Consider the following 15,887-nt stretch of genomic DNA (forward strand, 5'->3'; position numbering starts at 1 on the left):
GGTGAAGCGCTGACGGGAGCCCGCCAAGAAGACGACGAAAACTGTGACCGAACTACCTTTTCTTTATCTTTCGATATTTGACATTTCGAAAGAAAACGCAGAAGGTGCGGTCGCCCAACAGGAATTGCGAATGGACGCTTCTCTGCTCCCTGATTTGCCCACGTGGCAGCGCCTCGGTGGCGCCTATACCGCCGAAGAAATCGCTCAGCAGCCCCGGCTGTGGGCCGCGCTGGCCGGCCAGCTGGACGCAGCGCGGGCGCGCATCGACGGCTTCCTCGGGGAAGCCCTGCGCGATCCCGGCCAGTTGGTGATCTTCACCGGCGCCGGCAGCTCGGGGTTCATTGCCGAGATGGTGGCCGACCAGATCAATGCGCAGTGGCCTGCCGAGGTCCGCGCCGTGCATACCACCAGCCTGCTGACCCATCCGGCGCTGTACCTGCGCCGCGACCGCCCGACCCTGCTGGTGTCGTTCGGGCGCAGCGGCTCCAGCCCGGAAAGCGTGGCGGCGGTGGATCTGGTCCGCGACCAGGTCGACCGCGCACGCTTCGTGGATATCACCTGCAATGCCGAAGGCGAACTCGCCAAGCGTGGTCACGGCCGCAGCGATACGCTGTCGCTGCTGATGCCGGCGGCCAGCTGCGACCGCGCCTTCGCGATGACCAGCAGCCTGAGCTGCATGCTGCTGGCCGCGCTGAGTGCGTTCGACAGCGCCCCGTGGGCGCAGCGCCTGGAGCGGCTGCGCACCCTCGCCACCCACGGCGAACGTGCGCTGGATGCCTGGGATGCGGCGGTGGCCGCGCTGGCCCAGGCGCCATACGCGCGCGTCATCTATCTCGGCAGTGGGCCGCTGGAAGCGGTCGCCCGCGAGGCCGCGCTGAAGGTGCTCGAACTCACTGCCGGCCAGGTGCTGGCGCTGGCCAATACCCCGCTGGGGTTCCGCCATGGTCCCAAGTCCACCCTCAACGGCGAAACCCTGGTGGTGATGCTGCGCAGCGCGCAACCGCTCGCCCGCAGCTACGAGGAGGACCTGTTGAACGAACTGCGCCGCGACGGCATCGCCGGGCGGGTGTTGTCGATCGGGCCGGACGATGCGGACCGCGCCGACGGCGACTTCGTCCTCGCCGCACCTGCACTGCCCGATCCGTGGCTGGCCCCGCTGTGGTTGCTGGCGCCGCAGTGCTATGCGCTGCAGCGTTCGGCCGCGCTCGGCATGACCCCGGACAATCCCTTCCCCGACGGCACGGTCAACCGTGTGGTGCAGGGCGTGACCATCCACCCCCACGGCTGAGCACGCATGCAGACCTGGTACGGCATCGACATCGGCGGCACCAAGATCGAGCTGGTCGCGTGCGACGCCGCGCTGGCGGTGCATCATCGCCAGCGCGTACCGACGCCGACCCGGGACTACGCTGCGTTCCTGCAGGCGATCGTCGATCTGGTCGATGCGGCGGATGCCGCGCTCGGCCAGCGCGGGGTCGCCGTCGGCCTTGGCCTGCCCGGCGTGCGTGATCGCGCCAGCGGCCGCCAGCTCAGTGCCAATGTGCCCAGCCTGACCGGTCACACAGTCGGGGCGGACCTGCAGGCTCTCCTGCAGCGCCCGCTGGAACTGGGCAACGATCTGCAGTGCTTTGCCTTGTCCGAAGCGCATGACGGCGCCGCCGCCGGCTACCCCAGCATGTTCGGGGCGATCCTCGGCACGGGTGCGGGCGGTGGCTTCTGCGTCGGCGGCCGGCTGATCGCCGGGCACAACGGCATCGCCGGCGAGTGGGGCCACTGGAGCCTGCCCGCCACACTGCAGCAGCGCCACGATCTGCCGCTGCTGGACTGCGGTTGCGGCCTGCGCGGCTGCCTGGAGCGCTACGTGTCCGGCAGCGGCCTGGCGATGATCCATGCGCGGCGCGGTGGTACAGCGCTGGATGCTGCCGAGGTGGTCGCACGCGCGCAGGCCGGCGATGCGATCGCGCAGCAGGCCCTGGCCATCCACCGCGACCTGCTCGGCTACAGCTTCGCCAGCCTGATTCTCGCGCTCGATCCGCACGTGATCGTGCTCGGCGGTGGGCTGTCCAAGCTGGAGCAGCTGTATCGCGATCTGCCGGCCGCGATCGCGCCGTACCTGTTCACCGGCGTGCGCGTGCCGCCGATCCTGCCGCCCACCTTCGGCGATGCCGGCGGTGCGCGGGGCGCCGCCCTGCTCGCGCGCCAGCACCATCCCTCCCCCTGAACACCGCTGTTACTGGAGTTGCCATGTCCGCCGTCCAATCGTTGATCGCCGCCCATCGCCAGGGCGCCCCCGTCGGGCTGTACAGCGTCTGCTGCAGCAACGCGCAGGTGTTGCTGGCCGCGATGCAGGTGGCGCAGCGTTACGACACCCTGCTGCTGATCGAGGCGACCTCCAACCAGGTCGATCAGTTCGGCGGCTATACCGGCATGACCCCACCGCAGTACCGCGACTACGTGCTGCAGCTGGCGCGCGATGCGGGCTTCCCGGCCGAGCGGCTGGTGCTCGGCGGCGACCACCTCGGTCCGAATGCCTGGCAGAAAGGCCCCGCAGCGGCCGCAATGGCCAACGCCCGCGAGCTGATCGCCGCCTATGTGGCCGCCGGTTTCCACAAGATCCACCTGGACTGCAGCATGTCCTGCGCCGATGACCCGACCCCGTTGCCGGACGCCATCGTCGCGGCGCGCTCGGCCGAGCTGGCGCGGATTGCCGAGCGCACCGCTGCCGAGCACGGGCTGCCGCCGCCGGTCTACGTGATCGGCACCGAAGTGCCGATTCCCGGCGGCGAGGCCTCGCTGGCCGGTGGCCTGCAGGTGACGACGCCGGCGGCCGCGGCCACCACCCTGGCCATCCACCGCGAAGCATTTTCCGCCCCGGACCTGCTGCCCGCCTGGGAGCGCGTGATCGCGATGGTGGTGCAGCCCGGCGTGGATTTCGACCACAGCAGCGTGCACTACTACGACCCTGCCGCCGCCGCGGACCTGTCGGCCTTCGTCGAACAGCAGCCGCGCATCGTGTTCGAAGCGCACTCCACCGATTACCAGACCGAAGCCGGCCTGCACGCGCTGGTCCGCGATCACTTCGCGATCCTGAAAGTCGGCCCGGCGGCAACCTATGCCTTCCGCGAAGCGGTGTTCGCGCTGGCCATGATCGAGCGCGAGCTGCTGCCGGCCACGCAGCGTTCGCAGCTGATCGAGGTGCTGGACCGCTGCATGGTCGACAAGCCCGGCAGCTGGCGCAGCTACTACCAGGGCGATGCACACGAACTGCGCCTGCTGCGCGCGTATTCGCTCAGCGACCGCAGCCGCTATTACTGGGGCGAGCCGGCGGTGCAGGCCGCGCTGGATACGCTCATCGCCAATCTCACCGCGCACGCGCCGCCGCAGATGCTGCTCAGCCAGTTCATGCCCGAACAGCTCAAGGCGATCGAAGCCGGCGAGCTGCAACCCGAGCCGCTGGCGCTGATCCAGCACAAGGTCGCGCTGCGCCTGGCCGAGTACGCCCGGGCCTGCAATCGCAACGTGTCGGGCACGCATAACGAAACCCGGCAGGCCAAGGAGCTTTCGGAACGGTAAGCTTCGGCTTTCCCTTTCGAACGGAATCGCCCCCATGCGAAACACCCGGCAGCGCCGCCAACAGATCCTCCAGACCCTGGTCGAGCACGGCAACGTGCAGGTCAGCGAGCTGGTGGAGCGCTTTGCGGTGTCGGCAGTGACGATCCGCGCCGACCTGACCCACATCGAGTCGCAGGGGCTGGCCACGCGCACCCACGGGGGCGCCACGCTGGTGCGCACGCCGCCGCAGGAACAGGACATCCACGAGAAGGATGCGCTGAACCTGCCGATGAAGGACCGCATCGGTATCGAGGCGGCCAAGCTGGTCAAGGCCGGCGACAACATCATCATCGATTCCGGCTCGACCACGATGACCCTGGCGCGGCACCTGCGCGGGCATCGCGAGGTGACGGTGATGACCAACGGGCTCAACATCGCCTGGGAGCTGGCCAATGCGCCCGGCGTGGAGCTGCTGCTCACCGGCGGGCTGCTGCGCAAGCAGTCGCTGTCGCTGCATGGCAGCCAGGCCGAAGCCAGCCTCAATACCTACAGCTTCGACACGTTGTTCCTTGGTGTGGACGGCCTGGACCTGCAGTTCGGCCTGACCACCCACCATGAGGCCGAAGCCAGCCTCAACCACCGCATGGTCGAGCGCGCGCGCCGCATTGTGGTGCTGACCGATGCCTCCAAGTTCGGCCGGGTCAGCCTGCACCGCATCGCGCGGCTGGACCAGGTCCATACCATCATCACCGACGCCAGCATCGAGCCCGAGTACCTGGAAGGGCTGCAGCGGCTGGGCGTCGAAGTGATCATCGCCGAGTCCCCGCCTTGACCGAGTCCCGCTCCCTGCACGGCCGCCTGCTCACCGACACCGGTTGGGTCCGCGGCGATCTCCATTTCAACCAGCGCATCACTGCCATCGACACCGAGCACGCCGACCCGCGCGACGATGCGGAGGTCCCGTTGATCCTGCCCGGCTTCATCGACCTGCATGTGCATGGCGGGGCCGGGGTGGACATCATGCAGGGCGGCGCGACCGCGCGGACGGTGGCGCGTGCGCACGCCCGGCATGGCACCACCGCGTTGCTGGGCACCACCATGACCGCGCAGGAAGACGACATCACGCGGGCGCTTGAAGGCCTGTCCGCTGCGATCGCCACGCGCGAACCCGGCATGGCGCGCGTGCTCGGCGTCCACCTGGAAGGCCCCTTCATCAGCGCACAGCGCCTGGGCGCGCAGCCACCATTGGTGGTCGAGGCCACCCTGGCCGACGTTAAGCGCCTGCACGCAATCGCCCCGATCAAGGTGCTGACCCTCGCCCCGGAAATCGGCCAGCACCTCGCGCTGATTCCTGCCCTGAGCGCGCTCGGCATCCGCGTGCAGCTCGGTCACAGCGCCGGCAGCTATGAAGACGGCGTGGCCGCATTGAACGCCGGTGCGGCCGGCTTCACCCATCTGTTCAACGGCATGACCGGCGTGGACCACTACCACCCGGGCATCGCCACCGCCGCACTCGCGCATGCGCAGTACGCCGAACTCATTCCCGATCTGCAGCACGTGCATCCCGGCGCGATCCGCACCGCGCTGCGCGCGATTCCGCGCCTGTACTGCGTCACTGATGCGACCGCCGCTACCGGCATGCCCGATGGCGAATACGCGCTCGGCGTGCAGCGCGTGCACAAGTGCCTGGGCTGCGTGCGGCTGTCGAGCGGCTCGCTGGCCGGCAGCGCGCTGACCATGGACCAGGCGCTGCGCAACCTGGTCTCGCTCGGCCTGGACATCGCCGATGCCTCCAACCGGCTGTCGCGCTACCCGGCCGACTACCTCGGCATCGATGACCGCGGCCGTATCGCGACCGGTGCCTGGGCGGACCTTGTGGTGCTCGACCACGACCTGCGCGTGCGCGGCGTGGTGGTGGAAGGCGACGACATCGCGCTCGACTGAGCGTGGACTCCCGCGCCGCCATGGCGCACGCAGCAGCAGACAGGACCGGCACGATGAACGACGTTTCCGCAGCCATGCCCGTGCACGCCGGCGCTTCCGCGCCACGCTGGCCGGTACGCTATCTGTTGTTCATCGGTGGCATGGGCGGGCTGCTCTACGGCATCGACATCGGCATCATCGCCGGCGCCCTGCCCTATCTGGAGGCCACCGCCACCGCGAGCTGGCACCTGACCAGCCAGCAGCTGGGTTTCGTGGTCGCCGCGGTGCTGCTGGGCAGTGTGCTGTCCTCGCTGTTCGCCGGGATGGTCGCCGACCTGATCGGCCGCCGTGGCGCGATGCTGCTGGCCGGCGTGCTGTTCACCGCGAGCATTCCGGTGATGGCATTGTCCGATGGCTATGGCGCGCTGTTGATGGGGCGCCTGCTGCAGGGCATCAGTGGCGGCCTGATCGGTGTCGTCGTGCCGCTCTACCTGGCCGAAGTGCTCAGCCCGGAACGACGTGGGCGTGGCGCGGCGATGTTCCAGTTGCTGCTGACCATCGGCCTGGTGCTGGCGGCCGTGATCGGGCTGTACCACGCGCATGCAGTGGATGCGGCGACGGCCGCGGTGCGCCATCTGCCCGGTGCCGAGCAGCAGCGCCTGCTGTTCGACGTCAAGGATCACGCCTGGCGCACCATTTTCTGGAGCTGCCTGCTGCCTGGGCTGGTGTTCACCGGGGGCGTGCTGCTGATCAGTGAATCCCCCCGCTGGCTCGTGCGCCGTGGCCGCATCGCCAAGGCGCGCCGTGCTCTGCAGCGCACCGTGGCCGCGGACGAGGTGGAGCCGACCCTGCAGCGCATGCAGGCCCCGGAAGAGATGCAGACCGGCCGCAACGGCAAGCGCGACCCGCTGCTCAGCCGCCGCTACGTGTGGCCGTTCGTGCTGGCCTGCCTGGTGCTGGCCTTCACCCAGGCCACCGGCATCAATTCGGTGCTGGCCTACGCGGTCAACATCCTCAACCAGGCCGGCCTGCCCGGCTCGGTGGCCAATGGCGCCGATGTGGCGATCAAGCTGCTCAATGCCGTGATGACGGTGGTCGCGCTGCTGCTGGTGGACCGCAAAGGCCGCAAGTTCCTGCTGATGCTGGGCAGTGGCGGCATCACGCTGTCGCTTCTGGCTGCGGCGCTGCTGTTCGTGCAGAGCGAACGCGGGCGGCTGGATGTGCAGGCCGCGCTGCAGCAGCAGGTGAGTGGCACCACCTTGTCGCTGCCACTGGATGCCGCGCAATGGCAGCGCCTGGACGGCAACGCCGGCACCGCACCGCAGCAGCTGACCGTGTCCTATGCCTACGGTGGCTTCAGCAACGTGCGCTCACTGCGCAGCGACAACCCGATCGACGCCACGCTGCAGATCCGCCGCGAAGATGCGGTCTCCGCCGACAGCGTGATCGGCCGCTTCTTCCGCACGCTGCATCTCAACCCGTTCCCGGACCCGGCGCAGGCCGCGAACGCGCCGCTGGTGATCGAACGTGCGGTGATCGGCCCGGTGCCCTCGCCCACCCACGGCTGGCTGGTCGCCGGCTGCATCCTGCTGTTCGTGGCGTTCTTCGCGGTGGGCCCGGGCGTGTGCGTGTGGCTCGCGCTGTCCGAGCTGATGCCCACCCGCATCCGCTCCAACGGCATGAGCATCGCGCTGTTGATCAACCAGTTCGTTTCCACCGTGATCGCCGCGATCTTCCTGCCCACGGTCGGCCACCACGGCTACGCCAGCATGTTCTTCTTCTGGGCCGGTTGTACGCTGCTGTACTTCCTCATCGCCGCATTCTGGCTGCCGGAGACCAAAGGCAAATCGCTGGAGCAGATCGAGGCGAATTTCCGCTGAGCCCCTCGGCGGATCGCGAAAGGCTCAGGGCGCCTTGCCGGTGATCTCGGTATACAGCCGGTGGGCTTCCCCGGTGCTGTCCAGTCCGCTCACCTGCATGGACTGTGCGAAGGGGCCGGCGATGACGGCGACATTGATGACCTGATCGCCAACGGTAAACGCCACACGCTTGGCGACGCGCGCTTCCGTCGCGGCGAGGATCCGCGGCGCCGCGGCATCCGTGAAGCGCAGGATCAGCGTCCCGTGTCCGGTGGTCCCGTCGCTGCCCACGGCCACCGAGGCGATGTCGGCCGTGGTGATGAAGGCCGGCTCGATCAGGGGCAGCACGTTGCCGTCGCGGTCCTTGAGCGGGGTGACGCCGCGGTGGCGGGCATCCTCGGCCACCTCACGCATCTGGATGCGTGCGTTCGCCAGCGGTGCGACGCCCGCCGGTGTCTCGATCGCCGCCGGCGCAGGAGGTGCCTGGGTACAGGCGCTCAGTCCGGCACCCAGCATCATGGTGGCGATCAGCAGACAACTGCGCATGCCTGTTTCTCCTTGTGTGGGGACACGAGTATCGCCGCTGCGCGTGCTCAGCGCAGGCGGCGGATGCGCCAGGCCACCACGATCTGCAGTACGCCATAGAGCAGGCTGCCGATCCCTATCCACAGCGTGGTGACGGCAATGCCCGCCATCGGGTTGGCCACCATCATCGCGCCGAGCACGATGGCCAGCACGCCGCTGAGGATCAGCAGCCACTCGCCCTGGATTTCCTTGCGCACCCGGACCGCGAACACGATGCGGTAGATGCCGGCGACGATCAGCCAGGCCGCCAGCAGCAGGATCAGCACGCTGGCCGTGGCCAGTGGGTTGAGCACAGCCAACGCGCCGAACACCAGCGAAGCCAGCGCATAGACCAGCAGCCAGCCGCGCGGCACGCCACTGCGGCCGAACAGCGCGAACAGACTGATCAGGCCTTCCACGAGGGCCATCACGCCAATCGCCCAGGCCAGCGCGGTGGCGGCCGACAGGGGCCGCGTGATCGCGATCAGCCCGAAGACCACGGCAACCACGCCGTACAGCATCAGCACCCACCAGCTGCGGCCGATGGCAGTGAGAAGAGGTGAAGTGCGCGAATCCGGCGGCAGGTTCATGTGACGTCCTTGCGGGGATGATGACGGGCCGATGGTACGACCCCGCGCCGTGCAGGGCGCGGCAACGGGGCTTACGGCACCCGCGCGCAGACCCAGACCTGCATCGGCCCGGCGCCGGCATACTGCAGCGCGCGCAACGCGGCATCGGTGGTCGCCCCGGTGGTCATCACATCATCGACGATGGTCAGCCCGGCGGGCGGATGCCCACGCACGGCGAACGCATCGCGCAGGTTGCAGCGCCGGGCGTCCGCATCCAGCGTCGATTGCGCGGCGGTCTGGCGGGTGCGCTGCAGCCCGTTCCAGAGCGGGCAGCACAGCCCGCGTGCCAGTGGCTTGCTCAGTTCCAGCGCCTGGTTGTAGCCCCGCTGGCGCAAGCGGCGGCGGTGCAGTGGCATCGGTTGCAGCGGCCCGGCCAGAAACGACGGCACGCGCTGCAGCATGAGCTGCGAGAGCAACCGTCCCGCGGCCAGATCCTGGTGGAACTTGAACCGGATGAGCAGCCTGTCGATCGGCGGCGCGTACAGGAACGCGGCACTGGCCGCCGCCTGGCGGGGACAGTCGTCCACACATCGCTCGCAGTGATCGCCGTCGACGTCCCCGGGGTCGTCCACCGCCAGCGGCAGGGCACAACGCCGGCAGGCACGGTCGTTCCACGGCAGCGCCCGATGGCAGGCGCGGCACAGGTCCATGCCGTCCTCGCCGGGACAATCGCAGACCAGGCAGCGCAACGGCAGGATCTGCCAGCCCAGCCAACCCAGCGCACCGTAAACTTTAGAGAGAATCATATGGTTGACAGATGGTGGCAGCCTCACCAGACTGCCGCCCTTTCGTTCCACTATCTGTCAGGACACTCCCATGGCTTCTGTCATCCGCCACGACTGGCACCGCGAAGAGGTACTGGCCCTGTTCGCGCTGCCCTTCCCGGTCCTGCTGCATCGCGCGGCCAGCGTGCACCGCGAGCAGTTCGACCCGGCGGACGTCCAGATCTCGACCCTGCTCTCGGTCAAGACCGGCGGCTGCCCGGAAGACTGCGCGTACTGCCCGCAGGCGCAGCGCTACAGCACCGGCGTGGACGCACAGAAGCTGATGGCCACCGACGAGGTGGTCGCCAAGGCGCGCCAGGCCAAGGCGGCCGGCGCCTCGCGGTTCTGCATGGGCGCGGCGTGGCGCTCGCCCAAGGACCGCGACATCCCCAAGGTGGCGGCGATGATCCGCGAGGTGAAGGCGCTCGGCCTGGAGACCTGCGCTACGCTGGGCATGCTCAGCGGCGAGCAGGCCACCGCGCTGCGTGAGGCCGGGCTGGACTACTACAACCACAACCTGGACACCGCGCCGGATTATTACGATTCGATCATCCACACGCGCCAGTACCAGGACCGTCTGGACACGCTGGCGCATGTCCGCGATGCCGGGCTGAAGACCTGCTGCGGCGGCATCGTGGGCATGGGCGAGACGCGCGAGCATCGCGCCGGCCTGCTGCTGGCGCTGGCCACCCTGCCCGCCCATCCGGATTCGGTGCCGATCAACCGGCTGGTGCAGGTGGCCGGTACCCCGCTGCACGGCACTGCCGCGCTGGACCCGTTCGAGTTCGTGCGGATGATCGCAGTGGCCCGCATCGTCATGCCACGTTCGATGGTGCGGCTCTCGGCCGGGCGCGAGGCGATGAGCGATGAGCTGCAGGCGCTGTGCTTCCTGGCCGGGGCCAATTCCATCTTCCATGGCGAAAAGCTGCTGACCACCGGCAACCCGGACACCGAACGCGACCTGGCCCTGTTCGAACGGCTGGGCCTGCGCCCGATGGCGGTCACGGTGGATGCCACCGGGCACGACCACCCGGGTACGGTCCATGCCGACATCACCGCCGGCGGCCCCTGCGGGCGCGCGGCCTGAGCCCCGAGCAGCGGGCCCGGCAACCGGGTACGCTAACGGCCCACCCGGACCCCCTGACGACCATGGCCCGTCCTGATCTGCACGACCGCATCCAGGCCCAGCGCAAGCTCCGCGACGCGCAGGGGCGCCTGCGGGTGCGCCGCGTGGTGAGCCGGCGCGATGGCGTGCAGCTGGAAGTGGATGGCCACTGGCTGACCAACTTCTGCAGCAATGACTACCTGGGTCTGTCGCAGCAGTTCGGCGTGGTCAGCGCACTGCAGGATGCCGCCGCGCGCGAAGGCGCCGGCGCGACCGCCTCGCACCTGATCTGCGGCCACCACGCGCTGCATGACGCGCTCGAACGGGAGATGGCCGACTGGCTCGGCTATCCGCGGGCCCTGCTGTTCGGCAGTGGTTTCGCCGCCAATCTCGCCGTGCAACAGGCGCTGCTCAGCGAGGAGGACGATGTCTGCGTGCAGGACCGCCTCAACCACGCCAGCCTGCTTGATGCCTCGCGCCTGGCCGGTTGCCGCCTGCGCCGCTACCCGCATCTGGATACCGAAGGCGCACTGCGCCAGCTCAAGCACGCGCCCAGCGGCGCGGCGATGCTGGCCACCGACGGCGTCTTCAGCATGGACGGCGACATCGCGCCGCTGCGGTCGTTGTCGCTGGTGGCGCGCATGCAGGACGCGCTGCTGTACGTCGATGACGCGCATGGCATCGGCGTGGTCGGTGAACACGGCCGCGGCTGCGTGGCCGAGGCCGGCCTGGGCGTCAACGATGTGCCGCTGCAGCTGGCGACACTCGGCAAGGCGCTCGGCGGCAGCGGTGCGGTCGTGCTCGGCGATGAGGCGATGATCCAGCACCTGGCCGAAACGGCACGCCCCTACATCTACACCACCGCCGTGCCGCCGGCCCAGGCCGCCGCCGCATTGGCCGCGGTGAAGCTGGCGCGCCGCGATGACTGGCGCCGCGAGAAGCTCGCCGAACTGATCGGCCTTTTCCGCACCGGCGCCCGCCAGCACGGTCTGGAACTGATGCCATCCGATACCCCGATCCAACCCCTGCTGTGCGGCGCCGAGTCCACCGTGATGGCGATGTCGGCCGCGCTGGAAGCAGCCGGTTTCCTGGTCAGCGCGATCCGCCCGCCGACCGTCCCCGAGGGCAAGGCGCGCCTGCGCGTGACCTTGTCCGCGCTGCATGCGCCGGCACAGGTCCACGCGCTGGTCGATGCGATCGCCCATGCACGCGACACTGCGGTCCAGCAGCACGCACTGAATGCCCTGACCGCGTGATGCCGCAGCGTTGAGCATGCATATCGAGGTCATCGGCCAGGGCCCGGCACTGGTCCTCATCCACGGCTGGGCCCTGCATGGCGGTGTGTTCGCGCCGCTGGTGGAGCGCCTGTCCGCGCACGTCCAGCTGCACCTGGTGGATCTGCCCGGCCACGGCGCCAGCCGTGACGACACCACGCCACTGCGCCTGCCCTACGTGGTCAATGCCATCGCCGCCGCCACGCCACCAGCGGTCTGGTGCGGCTGGTCGCTCGGTGGCCTGTTCGCCCTGCATGCCGCCGCCACGCTGCCGCAGGTACGCGGCCTGGCGATGATCGCGGCCACGCCGCGTTTCGTGCGCGGCGATGACTGGCCCCACGCAGTGGAGCCGGCGGTGTTCGAGCAGTTCGGCCAGGATCTCGCGCAGGACTACCGCGGCACGCTGGAGCGCTTCCTGGCGCTGGATGCGATGGGCTCGGAGCACGCGCGGCAGGAACTGCGCACGCTGCGCGAAATGCTGGTCGCCCGCGGTGAACCGGCCCCGCGCGCATTGCAGGAAGGCCTGCGCCTGCTGGAGAACACCGACCTGCGCGGCGCCCTGGCCACCTTGGGCAAACCGAGCCTGTGGCTGGCCGGCCAGCGCGACCGCCTGGTCTCGGCGCGGGCCATGCAGGCCGCCGCGGCACGGGCGCCGGGCGCGCAGGCCCACGTGGTCGCCCAGGGCGGGCACGCGCCGTTCCTGGGCCATACCGACGAGGTCGCCACGCAGCTGCAACACTTCGTTGCCGCACTGTCTTGACCTGTTCCGGCCACGCATCGCCGATCATGTACGCCTGCCTTTCCCCACAGGACTGACCCATGGATCTTGGAATCGCCGGCCGCTGGGCCCTGGTCTGCGCCGCCAGCAAAGGCCTCGGGCTGGGCTGCGCGCGCGCACTGGCACGCGAAGGCGTCAACGTGGTCATCGCCGCGCGCGGTGAAGCGGCCCTGGACCGCGCCGTGCTCGAGCTGCAGGCCCTGCCGGGTGCGCGCCGGGTGATCGGGGTCGTCGCCGACATCGCCACCACTGAAGGCCGCGACGCTGCGTTGGCCGCCTGTCCGCAGATCGACATCCTGGTCAACAACGCCGGCGGGCCGCCGGCAGGCGATTTCCGCCAGTTCAGCCGCGAAGACTGGATCGCCGCGCTGGATGCCAACATGCTGGCCCCGATCGAGCTGATCCGCGCCACCGTGGACGGCATGATCGAGCGCGGCTTCGGCCGCGTGGTCAACATCACCTCCTCGTCGGTGAAGGCCCCGATCGACATCCTCGGGCTCTCCAACGGCGCACGCTCCGGACTGACCGGGTTCGTGGCCGGACTGGCCCGCAAGACCGTCGCGCACAATGTCACCCTCAACAATCTGCTGCCGGGCCAGTTCGATACCGACCGCCTGCGCGGCAACTTCGCCTACCTGGCGCAGCAGCAGGGCATCGACGCCGGCCAGCTGGCCGAACGCAAACGCACCCACATTCCCGCGGGCCGTTTCGGCACCGCTGACGAGTTCGGCGCCGCGTGCGCGTTCCTGTGCAGCGCGCAGGCCGGCTACATCACCGGGCAGAACCTGCTGATCGATGGCGGCGCTTACCCGGGCACCTTCTGATTCCACCCGCACCACCGTTTTGAGCCGTGAGTACCCCATGACGTCCAGCTTCGATCCGCATCACGTCCGCCGCGCCTTCTCGCGCGCCGCCCGCAGTTACGACGCCGCCGCCGCGCTGCAGCGCGAGGTGGAGAAGCGCCTGCTCGAATCGCTGGACTACCTGGAAAACCGCCAGCCCCAGGTGGTGCTCGATGTCGGTAGCGGCACCGGCCACGCCAGCGCGCTGATGAAGAAGCGGTGGCCCAAGGCGCAGGTGATCGCGCTGGACCTGGCCCAGCCGATGCTGCGCGAAGCAAAGAAGCAGGCCGGCTGGTGGAAGCCGTTCTCGCGCGTGTGCGGCGACGCGCAGGCGTTGCCGGTGCTGGACCAGAGCGTGGATGTGATCTTCAGCAACCTGTGCCTGCAGTGGGTGGAGGATCTACCGGCGGTGTTCGCCGGGTTCCGCCGTGCACTCAAGCCGGGCGGCCTGCTGCTGGTCTCCACGTTCGGGCCGGAGACGCTGATCGAACTGCGCGATGCGTTCGCCGCCGCCGACGCGGTGCCGCATGTCAGTCGTTTCGCCCCGATCGCGCAGTTCGGCGATGCGCTGATGATGTCCGGCTTCCGCGATCCGGTGCTGGACCGCGACCTGTTCACCCTGACCTACGACGACCTGACCGCGCTGATGCGCGAGCTGCAGGCGATCGGCGCCACCAACGCGCGCCAGGACCGCCGCCACACACTGACCGGGCGCGGGCGTTTCGATGCCGCGCGTGCCGCCTACGAGCCGCTGCGACGCGACGACGGCAAGTTGCCCAGCAGCTGGGAAGTGATCTACGCACACGCTTGGGCGCCGGAAGGTGGCGCCCCGATCCGCGAGCGCGGGCACGATGTCGCCACGGTGCCGGTGTCGGCGATTCCGATCCGCCGCAGAACGCCCTGAGCCGATCGCGCTGATCGAGGTGATCGCGCCGGCCGCGGTGATCGCGCCGGCCGCGGTGATCACGGTGATCCCGTAGAGCCGACCGTTGGTCGGCTGGCCGCACGGCGGCCCTGGCCAGCCGACCAACGGTCGGCGCTACGACGGGAACAGATCGCGGTGGAAGAAATAGATTTCCTGCGCCAGGAACCGCCAGCTGGTGTGGAAGCTGCGGAAGCGCGTGCTCGGCGTGGACGAGGCCAGCGCATCGATGCCCAGTTCGCGGCACAGGCGCAGCGCGCGCGCCATGTGCAGCGGGTCGCTGACGATGATCACGCGATGCAGCTTGCGCTGCTCCATCAAGCGCCGCGCCTCGATCAGGTTCTGCCGGGTGGTGCGTGAGGCGGTCTCGATCAGGATCGCGTCATCGGGCACGCCCTGCTTGAGCGCGTAGCGACGCGCCACCTGCGATTCGGAAAAACGCGCGCCGGTGCCGCCATAGCCACCGGTGAAGATCAGCAGCGGGGCATAGCCCTGCTGGTAGAGATCCAGCCCGTGGCGGATGCGCTCTTCGAACACCGGCGAAGGCTTGGCGTCATAGGCTGCCGCGCCGAGCACGATGATCGCGTCGGCCTTCTGCGCCTGGTCGCGCTCGCCGATCCAGACGATCCACGCCGTGACTCCGAGCAGCCACACGGCCAGCACGATGCACAGCCGCCACAGCCACCCGAACACGCCCACCCCGGTGTGCCGGCTCATACCGCGCCCCACGGCAGCGCATCCAGATCCACATTGCCCCCGGAAAGCACCACGCCCACCCGTTTGCCGGCAAAGCGTGCCGGTTCGGCGAGGATCGCCGCCAGGGCGATCGCCGAGGACGGTTCCACCACCTGCTTGAGCACCTGCCAGATCAGCCGCATCGCCGCGACGGTCGCCTCATCGGCGACGGTGATGACCTGGGCCGCGCCCTGCAGCAGCGCGAAGTTGGGCGCGCCGAGCGTCCCGCGCAGGCCATCGCAGACGGTGTGGGGGGTGAAATCGATGTGGCGCTCGCCAGCGGCCAGCGAGCGCGCGGTATCGGCCGCGCCCAGCGGCTCGGCCAGGACCAGCTCGGCCAGCGGGGCGGCGGCCTGCAGTGCCAGCCGCGTACCCGCGGCCAGGCCACCGCCGCCCACCGGCACCACCATCATCTCCAGCCCTTCGCTGGCATGCAGCAGTTCCAGCGCGGCCGTACCCTGGCCGGCAATGACGCACGGGTCGGTATAGGGATGGACCAGGGTCGCCCCGGTTTCGGCCTGGACCTGGGCGCACATGGTTTCGCGCGCGGCGATCGAGGCATCGCAGCGCCACAGCGTGGCCCCGTGGCGGCCGATGTTGGCCAGTTTCGCCGCCACCGCGCCCTCGGGCACGACCACGTGACAGGCAATCCCACGGGTACGCGCGGCCAGCGCCAGGGCGGCGCCATGGTTGCCCGAGGAGTGGGTGACCACCCCGCGCCGGGCCTGCGCCTCGGTCAGCGCCCACACGGCATTGCAGGCACCGCGGAACTTGAAGGCGCCGCTGCGCTGCAGGTGTTCGGCCTTGAAGACCACGGTGGCGCCGGTCAGCGCATCCAGGGTGCGCGAGCGCAACACCGGGGTCACGCAGGCGTGCGCGGCAATGCGCGCCGCCGCCGCCAGCACGTCGTCAACACAGGGCAAGGGTGAATCGCTCATGA

At 69.5% G+C, this 15,887-nt stretch carries 16 protein-coding genes; 11 read left to right on the forward strand and 5 right to left on the reverse strand.

Annotation, left to right across the window (positions count from 1 at the left end; all coding sequences use genetic code 11):
* Positions 1–130: 130 nt before the first annotated feature.
* The 6 genes from OC373_RS15370 to OC373_RS15395 are packed head-to-tail and all read left to right on the forward strand — an operon-like array spanning position 131 to position 7,355.
* Positions 131–1,288, forward strand: coding sequence for an SIS domain-containing protein (locus OC373_RS15370; protein WP_261997995.1), 1,158 nt, complete (start codon positions 131–133; stop codon positions 1,286–1,288).
* A 6-nt stretch (positions 1,289–1,294) separates the two neighbouring features.
* Positions 1,295–2,221, forward strand: coding sequence for an ROK family protein (locus OC373_RS15375; RefSeq protein WP_261997996.1), 927 nt, complete (start codon positions 1,295–1,297; stop codon positions 2,219–2,221).
* 23 nt (positions 2,222–2,244) lie between these two features.
* Complete coding sequence (locus tag OC373_RS15380) at positions 2,245–3,573, forward strand: D-tagatose-bisphosphate aldolase, class II, non-catalytic subunit (RefSeq protein WP_261997997.1); 1,329 nt, start codon at positions 2,245–2,247, stop codon at positions 3,571–3,573.
* Between the two features lie 34 nt (positions 3,574–3,607).
* Entirely contained in the window at positions 3,608–4,384 is a 777-nt protein-coding gene (locus tag OC373_RS15385) for a DeoR family transcriptional regulator (RefSeq protein ID WP_261997998.1), read from the forward strand.
* The gene (gene nagA, locus OC373_RS15390; RefSeq protein ID WP_261997999.1) at positions 4,381–5,496 is read left to right on the forward strand and encodes an N-acetylglucosamine-6-phosphate deacetylase; all 1,116 of its coding nucleotides are present in this window, start codon (positions 4,381–4,383) and stop codon (positions 5,494–5,496) included. The genes OC373_RS15385 and nagA overlap by 4 nt, the downstream gene beginning before the upstream one ends.
* Positions 5,497–5,549: 53 nt before the next feature.
* Positions 5,550–7,355 (forward strand): sugar porter family MFS transporter, encoded by a 1,806-nt coding sequence (locus OC373_RS15395; RefSeq protein ID WP_261998000.1) that lies wholly within the window; start codon positions 5,550–5,552, stop codon positions 7,353–7,355.
* A 24-nt stretch (positions 7,356–7,379) separates the two neighbouring features.
* Here OC373_RS15395 and OC373_RS15400 read toward each other — a convergent pair whose 3' ends face one another.
* The 3 genes from OC373_RS15400 to OC373_RS15410 all read right to left on the reverse strand — a co-directional run bounded on the left by OC373_RS15400 (position 7,380) and on the right by OC373_RS15410 (position 9,273).
* A complete protein-coding gene (locus OC373_RS15400) occupies positions 7,380–7,880 on the reverse strand; it encodes a hypothetical protein (protein ID WP_261998001.1) in 501 nt (166 codons plus the stop codon).
* A gap of 47 nt (positions 7,881–7,927) precedes the next feature.
* Positions 7,928–8,488, reverse strand: coding sequence for an HdeD family acid-resistance protein (locus OC373_RS15405; RefSeq protein ID WP_070472478.1), 561 nt, complete (start codon positions 8,486–8,488; stop codon positions 7,928–7,930).
* A gap of 71 nt (positions 8,489–8,559) precedes the next feature.
* The gene (locus OC373_RS15410) at positions 8,560–9,273 is read right to left on the reverse strand and encodes a ComF family protein (RefSeq protein ID WP_261998002.1); all 714 of its coding nucleotides are present in this window, start codon (positions 9,271–9,273) and stop codon (positions 8,560–8,562) included.
* Between the two features lie 70 nt (positions 9,274–9,343).
* Between OC373_RS15410 and bioB the strand changes: the two genes are divergently transcribed.
* The 5 genes from bioB to bioC all read left to right on the forward strand — a co-directional run bounded on the left by bioB (position 9,344) and on the right by bioC (position 14,194).
* Entirely contained in the window at positions 9,344–10,378 is a 1,035-nt protein-coding gene (gene bioB / locus OC373_RS15415) for a biotin synthase BioB (protein ID WP_261998003.1), read from the forward strand.
* A gap of 62 nt (positions 10,379–10,440) precedes the next feature.
* Positions 10,441–11,652 carry an 8-amino-7-oxononanoate synthase gene (bioF, locus tag OC373_RS15420; RefSeq protein ID WP_070426158.1) on the forward strand — a complete coding sequence of 404 codons (1,212 nt, stop codon included), beginning with the start codon at positions 10,441–10,443 and terminating at the stop codon, positions 11,650–11,652.
* Positions 11,653–11,668: 16 nt separating this feature from the next.
* Entirely contained in the window at positions 11,669–12,430 is a 762-nt protein-coding gene (bioH, locus tag OC373_RS15425; RefSeq protein ID WP_070426159.1) for a pimeloyl-ACP methyl ester esterase BioH, read from the forward strand.
* 59 nt (positions 12,431–12,489) lie between these two features.
* Positions 12,490–13,272, forward strand: a complete 783-nt coding sequence (locus tag OC373_RS15430) for an SDR family oxidoreductase (protein ID WP_261998004.1) — start codon at positions 12,490–12,492, stop codon at positions 13,270–13,272.
* Positions 13,273–13,309: 37 nt separating this feature from the next.
* A complete protein-coding gene (gene bioC, locus OC373_RS15435; protein ID WP_261998005.1) occupies positions 13,310–14,194 on the forward strand; it encodes a malonyl-ACP O-methyltransferase BioC in 885 nt (294 codons plus the stop codon).
* Between the two features lie 135 nt (positions 14,195–14,329).
* On the opposite strand, the gene OC373_RS15440 is transcribed toward bioC, so the two are convergent.
* Positions 14,330–14,941, reverse strand: a complete 612-nt coding sequence (locus OC373_RS15440) for a YdcF family protein (protein WP_070426162.1) — start codon at positions 14,939–14,941, stop codon at positions 14,330–14,332.
* Positions 14,926–15,885, reverse strand: a complete 960-nt coding sequence (locus OC373_RS15445; RefSeq protein WP_070426163.1) for a pyridoxal-phosphate dependent enzyme — start codon at positions 15,883–15,885, stop codon at positions 14,926–14,928. Before OC373_RS15445 ends, OC373_RS15440 begins: the two co-directional genes overlap by 16 nt.
* Positions 15,886–15,887 lie beyond the last annotated feature (2 nt).

The sequence above is a fragment of the Stenotrophomonas sp. Ste96 genome (assembly GCF_024519495.1).
GTDB classification, from domain to species: Bacteria; Pseudomonadota; Gammaproteobacteria; order Xanthomonadales; family Xanthomonadaceae; genus Stenotrophomonas; species Stenotrophomonas bentonitica_A.